General features: G+C 47.1%; 7 protein-coding genes. 5 read left to right on the top strand and 2 right to left on the bottom strand.

Annotated features, from left to right (window positions below; genetic code table 11):
* Positions 1 to 96: 96 nt before the first annotated feature.
* Together Q0241_RS17690 and Q0241_RS17685 are read right to left on the bottom strand one after the other, a co-directional pair.
* Positions 97 to 3,303: an efflux RND transporter permease subunit gene (locus Q0241_RS17690; protein WP_299380104.1), complete on the bottom strand. Its 3,207-nt coding sequence runs from the start codon at positions 3,301 to 3,303 to the stop codon at positions 97 to 99.
* Positions 3,303 to 4,490, bottom strand: coding sequence for an efflux RND transporter periplasmic adaptor subunit (locus Q0241_RS17685; RefSeq protein WP_299380101.1), 1,188 nt, complete (start codon positions 4,488 to 4,490; stop codon positions 3,303 to 3,305). Before Q0241_RS17685 ends, Q0241_RS17690 begins: the two co-directional genes overlap by 1 nt.
* 378 nt (positions 4,491 to 4,868) lie before the next feature.
* Between Q0241_RS17685 and Q0241_RS17680 the strand changes: the two genes are divergently transcribed.
* The 5 genes from Q0241_RS17680 to Q0241_RS17660 all read left to right on the top strand — a co-directional run.
* A complete protein-coding gene (locus Q0241_RS17680) occupies positions 4,869 to 5,804 on the top strand; it encodes a histone deacetylase family protein (RefSeq protein ID WP_299380099.1) in 936 nt (311 codons plus the stop codon).
* A 171-nt stretch (positions 5,805 to 5,975) separates the two neighbouring features.
* Positions 5,976 to 6,236, top strand: coding sequence for an exodeoxyribonuclease VII small subunit (locus tag Q0241_RS17675; protein ID WP_299380096.1), 261 nt, complete (start codon positions 5,976 to 5,978; stop codon positions 6,234 to 6,236).
* 50 nt (positions 6,237 to 6,286) lie between these two features.
* Positions 6,287 to 7,174 (top strand): polyprenyl synthetase family protein, encoded by an 888-nt coding sequence (locus tag Q0241_RS17670; protein WP_299380093.1) that lies wholly within the window; start codon positions 6,287 to 6,289, stop codon positions 7,172 to 7,174.
* A gap of 140 nt (positions 7,175 to 7,314) precedes the next feature.
* A complete protein-coding gene (gene dxs / locus Q0241_RS17665; protein ID WP_299380090.1) occupies positions 7,315 to 9,252 on the top strand; it encodes a 1-deoxy-D-xylulose-5-phosphate synthase in 1,938 nt (645 codons plus the stop codon).
* 188 nt (positions 9,253 to 9,440) lie between these two features.
* Positions 9,441 to 10,689, top strand: a 1,249-nt coding sequence (locus Q0241_RS17660) for an MATE family efflux transporter (protein WP_299380087.1), incomplete at its 3' end; no start/stop codon positions are given.

Raw genomic sequence — 10,689 nt, 5'->3', positions numbered from 1 at the left:
AACCGTTTTTAGACAAAAGGCGTTTGGAGTTTTCCAAGGGCCTTTTTTGTGAATTCCCATTCGTTCTGTATTGGGAGTAAGTTTGTTTGAGAATTTTTATTCTGCTGCTTCCGCCAGTCCGGGCCTTGCTTTCAGCTCCTGATTATGGAGGCGATCTTTCTCAAGAGTACGTTCCATCAAAGCCAGCATTGGTGGGATGATCAGCAGGGTTAAAACCGCGGACAAGGATAGTCCGCCGACCACAACTGATCCCAAGCCACGATAGAGTTCTGATCCCGCGCCGGGCACGAGAACGAGTGGTAACATGCCTACAACAGAAGTAAGGGTGGACATGAAAATCGGGCGAATACGATTTCTCGTAGCCTCGAGGATCGCTTGTTGCGCGGGTAAATTTTCTACTCTCAGGTGGTAAAGAGTTTGGTGCACGACCAAAATAGCGTTGTTCACCACAATACCGACAAGAATGACAAACCCAAGAAGGGTCAGCATATCCAAAGGCTGGAATATAATCGTGTTGAGGAAAACAAGTCCGGCCACGCCACCCGCAGTAGCAAGGGGAACTGCAAGCAAGATAATTAATGGATAGAGGAAGCTTTCAAAGAGAACAGCCATGACCAGATAAACAATGGCAATCGCGAGTAACAAGTTGAGGACCATAGCGTCCCAAGTTTGTGCCAGATTGTCAGCTGTTCCGCTAAGACTCATTTTAACATCACTCGGCAAACCAGCAGCTTCCATTGGCCCAATTACTTCAGCCTGAAGTATATCCAGTGCTTGTTCCAAAGGAACACCGGCAGAAGGGCGTAGCTCTAGGGTAATCGTACGCATACGTTCTCGGTGACGTATTTCAGTTGGTCCTGCCGTCAGAATAATTTCAGCAAGGCTGGAGGCGGGAACGATTGTGCCATCAGATGTAACAACCGGAAGGCTTGCGATACCCTGAGTCTGGGTTACCCCCTTGTCTGGGCCTTTTAGGGTTAGGTCTAGCCGCTTGTTACCAACGGTTACTTCTGCCACTCTTAGTCCGTCGTTAAATACATCAATTGAAGTGCCAAGCTCATTTACGGATAATCCGTTGTCAGCTAACCTTGTCCTGTCGGGTAATACACGTATTTCAGGGGCACCTAGCTCAAGTCCTGGTCTTGGGCGGAATTGATTACCTTCGCTTGCGGGGAAAACGGATAACATTTTTCCGGTTGCCTGTCCTGCGACGGCAAGAATTTCGTTAAGGTCTGATCCTGCTATATCCAGATCTATTTTACGTCCCCCGCCTATGCCACGTCCAAACAAAGAAGGTTGATTGATAAATCCAAAGGTACCGGGTTCTTTAAAAACAGGCTTCTGAAGGACGGGGATGAGTTCCGCAACCCGTTGTCCATCAACAGATACCGCACCAAGGAAAGTATTGGAACGGGTTGCGACAAAGAAAAACCGTTCCATTTTTGGGGGCTGGCCGGGTTCAGATTCCGGGCCTGTTTCGCTTGCCCACAGGTTACGAATAGAGTTTTCAACACCAACGGCGATTGATGTCATTGTATCCAAATTATATCCAGGGGGAGGAATGATGACCCCGAATACTAAGTTTCTGTTCCCTTCCGGTAGGTATTCAAGCTTTGGTAAGAATTTCCACGTGCCGAATGATGCAACGGCTGTCACCGCACCAACCAATGCAACGGCAACAATCTTTTTCCGGACAACGATAGTTTGGAAACCCATGACAAATTTTACAAAGCCAGAGCCAAATTGATCAATCCCGGGCAGGGGAATACGTTTTACCGTGTCACTGCCATCTGTATCGTGATCACGCAAGAAGCGTCTGGATAAAGCTGGAATAACGGTGATAGAAACGATAAGAGACAAAGTTACTGATACGGATATGGCAACCGCGATATCCCTAAAGAGTTGCCCGACCTCTAGTTCCATAATCATAATGGGAATAAAGACCATTACGGTTGTCAGTGCAGAGACAAGGATCGCCCCCCAAACCTGTTGGGCACCTTCATAAGCGGCGACAGCAGGTGATTTACCCTCTTCTTTGAGGCGAAAGATATTCTCGAGAACAACAATAGCTGCATCGACCACCATACCAACGGCAAAGGCTAGACCTGCAAGAGAAATTACATTGATAGATCTTCCAAGGGCTGCCATGGCAACAAACGACCCCACAACAGATACAGGAATGGCCATGGAAATAATAACGGTTGCCCGGACGGACCTTAAAAAGATCAAAAGAATAATCGCGGCCAACACCCCGCCGAACCAGATATTCTGACGCACAAGATCAATCGCTGAATTGATATAGATCGTCTCGTCATAAACCTGTTCGAGCTTCAACCCTGCTTCTGGGATCGCCCCGGCATTTAGATCTTCAATAGCTTGATATATGCCATCCATTGTTGCAATAACATTCGCCCCGGTTTCCCGAGTGGCATTGAATGCCATTGCTGCATTACCCAACATACGAATTTTAGCACTTGGGTCTTTGTAGCTGAAATTTACGCGGGCAATATCGTTGACAGTCACACGCGCTACATTACCGCTAAAGGAATCCTGTGTACTGCGTAAAACAACGTTTCTAACGGCTTCTAAGGTATTCAACTCGCCTTCTGTTCTTACAATGTAACGTCTTTTTCCTTCCTCGACATCACCAGCTGATATTGATGAGCTGGCATCTCTTAGCGTACTGACAACAGAGCTTGCGGTTAGGCCGTATCGCGCAAGAAGTTCGGGCAGAATAACAATCTCAATCTCACGTTCACTACCGCCATAAATATTGACGCCACTTACGCCGGATACACGTTCAATTCGATCTTTGATAATGTCTTCAACAAAATCACCATAGCTATGTATCGGGGCGGTGTTGCCGTCTTTTCTGGTCAATATAAACCAAGCAATCGGGCTGTCTTCTGAACCGGCAGTATCAAGCGTGGGTTCATCTGCTTCATCTGGATAGCCACCAACTCTATCTAATCGGTTCGCAGTTAGCAGAAGGGCTTTGCCCATATCTGTGCCAACGTTAAATTCTAATGTAACACGTCCGGACCCATAAGATGAATTACTGGTCATGCTGTGCAGGTTTTCCAAACCTTTCAGTTTTTCTTCCTGCTCTGTAATAATCTGACGTTCGACTTCTGCCGGGGCTGCTCCTGCCCAGTTGGTTCTTATTGTGATAACCGGACGGTTAACGTCTGGTGTCAACTGGATGGGAATTAGCTGAAGGGCCACAGCCCCGAAAAGAACGACCATGATCACCGCAGATATGATCGCGATGGGGCGTTCAATAGAAACTTTAATAAGGTTCATTACGAGGCTCCCTCGCTTTGATCGACTTCTTTAGAAGGAGCCTGTTCTTCCGTTTGCTCTTTTGAACCATTTTCTTCGACAGGTGGTTCTGCACCGTTAATTTTAAGCTGAACCCCGGGGAAAAGTCTTTCATTCCCACGGATCACGACTTCATCCTCGGTTTTTAGGCCATAGATCACTTCTATACGTTCGCCAACCTGTTGCCCTAATTGCACAGGACGAGGTTGTGCGCGCCCTTCAGCATTAAGGAAGACCATGGGACCGTTGGGGCTTTGGATAATTGCGTCTTTGTGGACTGTCGCGACATCTCTTTGGGGGCCTGCGGGTACCAAGAGTGTAATGCTTTGGTTATTGGCAAGGTTATCCTGATTTGGCAATTGCGCTGTTAGTCGGACAGGGCGGGTACGAGTCAGGGGGTTCTCACGTGGTAAAATCGCCCGGATTTTTGCGATAAGTGGGGTGCCATCTTCCAGGCTAAGGGTGAACTCCATACCAGCTTTTAAACCAGCAAGGCGTCGCGCCGGTACATCAACTTCAATCTCCAGACTTTCTTGTGAAAGCAACGTGACAACAGGGGCACCAATAGCAACATAGGCACCAGTCTCAGTTTCCTTTGTCATTATGACGCCGTCGTAGGGCGCTTTGATCTCTGTATAGGCTAGATTAATCTCGGCGCGGCGAAGGCGTGCCTGCGCTGTGCTGATATCTGCACGGGCTTGAGATACTTCTGCTTTCGCAATCGAACTGTTTTGAATGGCATCTTCGTAACGGGATTTATTAAACGCTGCGGACGTTTTCAGCTTTTCCAAACGTTTCAGATCTTGGCTAGCCAGCTTAAGGCGTGCTTGAAAAGTTCCCATCTTACTTTTGGCTGCCGAAACTTCGCTGGCGGCAAGATCCCGGTCTGCTTTAAGTGTTGCCGCGTTTAATTGAGCGATGATTTGACCTTTGCTGACCTTATCGCCGACCTCAACCAACAATTCATCCACGGGGCCAGCTATGCGTGCTGCGACATTGCCGGTTTGTTGTGCAACTAAGCGGCCAATTACAGGAACCGTTTGATTCATAGATTCAATACGTACTTTATCAACACCAACCAAAGAAGGTTGTTGTGCTGAAGCAGGCATGGGGCCGATCATCAAGCTCGCGGTGATCAAAAGAAAAGAAGTGACAAACAGCTGGCGCAAACCGGCCTCCCGATATGAAACCAAACCCGATCGTCTGGTCAAAATTTGAAACGATTCAACTCAATGGTTGCTGTTAAATAGCACAACACCACTGGCGACATTATAGGAAAGTAGGCGAACATCCACTAAATACGGCACTGTTCTCTTTTTGTACTGTAGTTGATTGTTTCTGGATCTGTAAAGAGTTCCTCATAATATAAAATTATAAAATTACATTTTGGGTGTCAGGTAAAGATCTGATTACCCGTCGTTCTTTTAAACGTACAATTCTGATTTTTCCGTCGTTTCGATTAAAATAATGTTATATCTATTTAGGAAAATGGTGAATTGGTCCCTATACGCTTCTTCGGTGCATAGCATTCTTTTGAGGAAATATTTATGACGACGGCGCTTTTTTATCATCCGGTCAGCCTTCTGCACGATACGGGTATTCATCATCCTGAATCTCCGCTTAGAATTAAAGAAACCCTGAGCGTTTTATCCGAAGCAGATTTTGATGCACTGGATCGGCGTGAAGCCCCGGTTATAGATAAGGCCAAACTATTATGGGCACATACAAAAAGTCATGTAGATGGTGTTTTTCAAGCCATACCTGATACGGGGTATGTTGCCATAGATGGTGATACCGTTATTTGTAAAGATTCTGGTGAGGCGGCATTGCGGGCCGCGGGCGGTATTTGCGCAGCGATTGATGCTGTCATGAATGGCGAGGTTGATAACGCTTTTTGTCTGAGCCGGCCACCGGGACATCATGCTGAGCGTGATCGTGCTATGGGGTTTTGCCTGTTCTGTAATCCGGCTATTGGTGCCTATCAGGCCAAAAATGAACATGGGATCAAGAAGATAGCTGTGATTGATTTTGATGTTCATCATGGCAATGGCACTCAGGATGTGTTTTGGAATGATCCGGATATGTTTTATGGATCAACACACGGGTCCCCTCTTTTCCCCGGTACAGGCAGTGAGGGGGAAATTGGCGTGGCAGGTAATATTATGAACTGCCCTTTGCCGAGTGGCGCTGGTTCCTATGAGTTTCGCAAGGTAATGGAAGATAAAATTTTCCCGGGGGTACAGGATTTTGGACCCGATTTTATCATTGTGTCCGCTGGATTTGATGCGCATCGAGAAGATCCGCTTGCGTCTTTGAATCTGGAAGATGAAGATTTTGGGTGGGTGAGCCGGAGAATTGTAGAATTGTCTCAAGAGCTATGTAATGGGCGCCTCGTCTCAATTCTCGAGGGAGGGTATAATACTCACGCCCTTTCAAGATCTGTTGCTTTGCATGTCCGGGCATTGATGAACGCAACAGATTAGCTCTGTATCATTTTTTGCAGGGAATTTTCGTAGAGTGTTTTTCTGGGGGAGCTACGGAAAATTGTGCACAAATTTTCGCTAGGAATTAAGCACAAAGAAGCGAGACTTACCCTTGTTTGCGGACACCTTAACACGTAGAGTGCAGGAGAATTTGTAATTTGAGGTTTCTCTATGGAAAATACGCAACCTGCTGAAAACTTAGCCGATATCAATGCCATGAGCTTTGAAGCTGCTCTTGCAGAGCTAAAGACAATTGTTGAGCGTCTAGAACAGGGCGAAGGCAAACTGGACGAAGCAATTGATGCTTATGATCGCGGCGCTAAGTTGAAGGCTCATTGTGAAACTAAGCTTCGTGAAGCTCAGGAAAAAATTGAAAAAATTGCAATGGGTCCGGATGGACAACCACGCACCGAACCCTTTGATGTATCATAATAGGTATATGTCTTTTGTCGCATCTGGATTTGTAATCGATAAGTATTTCCATGTCTGATATTTCCCTCGCTTTGACAAACTGTGCGCGTGCCGTAGAAGAAAAGCTTGCTGAGCTCTTGCCGACAGTAGACACACCCGAAGGTGAAGTCGTTGATGCTATGCGATATAGCGCGCTGGGTGGTGGAAAACGGCTGCGTCCGTTTCTGGTCATGGAAACGGCCAAACTTTTTGACGTTGAAAAGACCTATGCATTACAGGTCGCCGCTGCGTTAGAGATGGTTCATTGTTACAGTCTGGTTCACGATGACCTTCCGGCAATGGATGATAGCGATCTGCGGCGTGGGCAGGTAACTGTCCATAAAAAATGGGATGATGCGACGGCTATCTTGGCTGGTGATGGATTGTTGACGGAGGCTTTTGCCGTTATCGCAGGCCCAATGACGCACCCCGATATGGCTATCCGGTTGAAGCTGATATCTGGCTTGGCTGCTGCTGCAGGCGCCAAAGGTATGGTTGGGGGGCAAATGATTGACCTGTCTCCGTCACGGGCAAATCTGGATTTAGAAGGTATCACCCGCTTACAAGCACTTAAAACAGGAGCCTTAATTCGCTATGCCTGTGAGGCTGGTGCGATATTGGGAAATGCTAAGCCAGAGGAACACCGTGCACTTAGCCTTTACGCGGAAGATATTGGACTGGCCTTTCAGATTGTTGATGATTTACTCGACCACGAGGCAACACCTGAAGAAACGGGTAAGCCCACAGGGGTTGATAGTGACGCGGGCAAAGCAACATTTGTCGGTCAGTTAGGATTGGAAAATGCGCGCAAAAAGGCCAATGAATTAATTGATTCTGCAAAATCTAGACTTGATATTTTCGCAGGAAAGGCGCAGTTACTTCGCGATACGGCCACATTTATAGTAGAACGTAGGTCTTAACACAAAACGTTAGGTCCTTGTCTGTTCCTATGGAATTGTTAACTCAAAGGGAATTATACTTTGGGGCTGGCTGTCGAGAAATATGAAATTATCTCAGATCTGTGTAACAGTTTTTGAGAAAAGATGTGATGGAGATAAGGGTGAGTCAGTTCGGGCACAATCGTCAGACCCCGTTGTTGGACACAGTTCATAATCCAGCTGATCTAAGAAAGCTGGATGAAAGCCAGCTGCCACAGCTGGCCGAAGAAGTGCGTCTGGATATGATCGATGCCGTCTCACGCACGGGAGGCCATCTGGGCGCCGGATTGGGGGTGGTTGAACTCACTGTTGCTATTCATCATGTTTTTAATACCCCGGATGACAAATTGATTTGGGATGTTGGGCATCAATGTTATCCGCATAAAATTCTGACGGAACGTCGTGATCAACTGCGTACGATCAGACAGGGTGGTGGACTATCTGGTTTTACCACACGTAAAGAATCTATTTATGATCCATTTGGCGCGGCACATAGTTCGACCTCTATTTCTGCAGGTCTTGGCTATGCCGTTGCACGTGATCTGGCGGGTAAAACCAATAACGTTATTTCGGTTATTGGTGATGGGTCCATGACCGCAGGTATGGCGTATGAAGCCATGAACAATGCCGGTGCCATGAATTCAAGACTGGTTGTGATCCTGAATGATAACGATATGTCTATTGCACCACCCGTGGGTGCTCTGAGTGCGTATCTGTCACGACTAATTTCTGCCAAGCCATATCAATCCATGCGCCATCTGGCGAAAGAAATTATCAGTAAATTTCCACCGCGCCTTGAGACCGCTGCCAAACGTGCAGAAGAATATGCGCGCGGATTTTTCACAGGTGGAACCCTGTTTGAAGAACTGGGTTTTTTCTATATCGGGCCTGTCGATGGGCACGATTTTTCTCACCTGTTACCTGTTCTGAAAAATGTTCGAGATTGCGGCTTTGATGGTCCGGTCCTTATCCATGCTGTAACGCAAAAGGGTAAAGGGTATGAGCCCGCAGAAATGGCTGCGGATAAATACCATGGCGTTTCCAAGTTTGATGTGGTGAGCGGCAAGCAGGAAAAAACACCGCCAAAGGCACCTCTGTACCAGAATGTTTTTGCCAAGGCCCTGATTGCCGAAGCCAAACACGATGACAAAGTTGTTGCTATGACAGCGGCAATGCCATCAGGAACGGGGTTGAACTTGTTCCAGGAAGAGTTTCCTGATCGGACCTTTGATGTTGGTATTGCTGAACAGCATGGCGTTACCTTTTGTGCAGGCATGGCCTGTGATGGCTATAAACCCTACGCAACAATCTATTCAACCTTTTTGCAGCGTGCCTACGATCAGGTCGTTCATGATGTTGCGATTCAAAGCTTACCTGTACGGTTCATTATTGATCGGGCAGGCATGGTTGGTGCTGATGGTGTTACGCATCAGGGAAGTTATGATCTTGCGTATCTTGGGTGTCTTCCGGATATGGTCATTATGGCACCATCAGACGAGTTGGAGCTGATGAATATGGTGGCGACCTCTGCGACCATCAATGATAAGCCGAGTGCGATCAGGTTCCCGCGTGGGGAAGCCACGGGTAAAGTTGAGTTGCCAGAAAGAGGTACGGTTCTGGAAATTGGTAAAGGACGTATTCTTCGCGAAGGAAAGCATGTTGCTATTCTTGCTTTGGGTACACGCCTTGCAGATTGTCTGGAAGCTGCAGATAAACTTGCGGCTCATGGGTTTAGTGCAACTGTGGCGGATGCACGGTTTGCCAAACCACTAGATGCGGATCTCGTTAAAGACCTCGCGGCTAATCATGACGTTTTCCTGACAGTGGAAGAGGGTTCTATTGGTGGATTCTCTTCGCTTGTGTCCAATTTACTTGCAAACGAAGGTTTGTTTGATAATGGGTTGAAATTCCGTCCTGTCTGTATGCCGGATATCTTTATTGATCATGATAGTCCTGCGAAACAATTAGAGCAGGCTGGTCTGGATGCAGACGGTATCTTTAAGAAAGCGATGAGTGCCTTAGGACAGGAAGTCGCAAAGTCCTCGTCATCAATTGCCTAGGCCTCTTCGGTAGGTTTTTGGCTTTCAGGTACCGCGACTTTAAGTAACTTAACAAAAGCTCTATACAACTTTCTTTCAAGAAGCTAGGGTATCCTTCTTCGAGTAAAGTTTGCCATACCTTCTGGGGCGACGAACAGCCGCATAATCGGCTGCGTGCGTTGGCAAACTTCAATTTTGGGATCCGTATAATGTCAACCGGACTTTTAGCAGGCAGAGCCCCTGAGGCTTCTGGCCAGCCATTGCCGCCTTCTATCGGGTGGACAGATGAAGTCAAAGCAAGTTTTCATCTTGCTTGGCCACTTGTGATTGCACAGGTGGCGCAGATGGCTCTCTTTACCACTGATGTAATTATGATGGGATGGTTGGGCCCTAAATTTCTGGCTGCGGGGACGCTGGCCACCAGTTTGATGAGCCCATTCCTTCTATTTGGCATCGGTCTTATTACGGCGGTTGCGCCTATGATGGCACAGGCAATTGGGGCGCGTGATTTTAAATCAGTTCGTCGAACCACGCGTCAGGGTTTTTGGGTTTCTTTGGTTATTGCCGCGTTTCTTACCGCTTTGATTTGGAATGCAGAGCTATTTTTTCTCTTACTTGATCAGACAGAGGAAAATGCCGCGTTGGCCCAGGGATATATTCGGTTTGCAGTTTGGAATTTCTTCCCGTCATTTTTGTTTCTTGTTTTAAGGTGTTTGTTGTCTGCTCATGGTAAAACAACCGTGGTTTTAAACATTACCATTATTGGTATTGTGGTGAATGCAATCTGTAATTATGCCCTGATGTTTGGAAATTGGGGTTTCCCCCGTTTAGAACTGGCAGGGGCTGGGATTAGCACTACTTTTGTCAATGTAGTCATGTTCTCGTTGATACTTGGATATATCCTGACGCATAAGCGTTACAAACGATACGCAATCCTTGTCCGTTTTTGGAAGTCTGACTGGGCGCGATTCAAAGAAATTTTTCGTATTGGTTTTCCAATCGGGTGTACCTTGACGGCAGAGACAGGATTGTTTGCCGCAGCAACTATATTGATGGGGTGGCTTGGCACAAACGAACTGGCTGCTCATGCAATTGCGCTACAATGTGCATCTATTGCTTTTATGGTACCGCTGGGGATCAGTCAGGCGGCAACAATTCGTGTTGGTCTAGCTTTGGGTAAGAATGACCCCGAAGGTATTAAAAAAGCGGGGTGGGTCTCTATCGTCATCGGAACAGGTTTTATGATCACAACCTGTCTTGCCTTTTGGTTGGCACCCAAATTTTTTATCGGGTTTTATCTGGATTTGGAAGCACCTGAGACCCAAATTTCTCTTGGGCTTGCTGTTTCCTATCTAGCGGTTGCTGCTCTTTTCCAACTCGTTGATGGGTGCCAGGTTGTTGCTGCGGGGGCCTTACGGGGGTTGAGTGATACGAAGGTACCGATGTTATGGGCTATAA

The sequence above is a fragment of the uncultured Kiloniella sp. genome (assembly GCF_937128705.1).
GTDB lineage: Bacteria > Pseudomonadota > Alphaproteobacteria > Kiloniellales > Kiloniellaceae > Kiloniella.
This window is presented reverse-complemented; position numbering and strand designations above follow the sequence as displayed.

What these genes read in the sequence shown, in the direction of transcription:
- Q0241_RS17690 (WP_299380104.1), bottom strand. Translation starts at nt 3,303, where the DNA reads ATGAACCTTATTAAAGTTTCTATTGAACGCCCCATCGCGATCATATCT.
- Q0241_RS17675 (WP_299380096.1), top strand. Translation starts at nt 5,976, where the DNA reads ATGGAAAATACGCAACCTGCTGAAAACTTAGCCGATATCAATGCCATG.
- Q0241_RS17680 (WP_299380099.1), top strand. Translation starts at nt 4,869, where the DNA reads ATGACGACGGCGCTTTTTTATCATCCGGTCAGCCTTCTGCACGATACG.
- Q0241_RS17670 (WP_299380093.1), top strand. Translation starts at nt 6,287, where the DNA reads ATGTCTGATATTTCCCTCGCTTTGACAAACTGTGCGCGTGCCGTAGAA.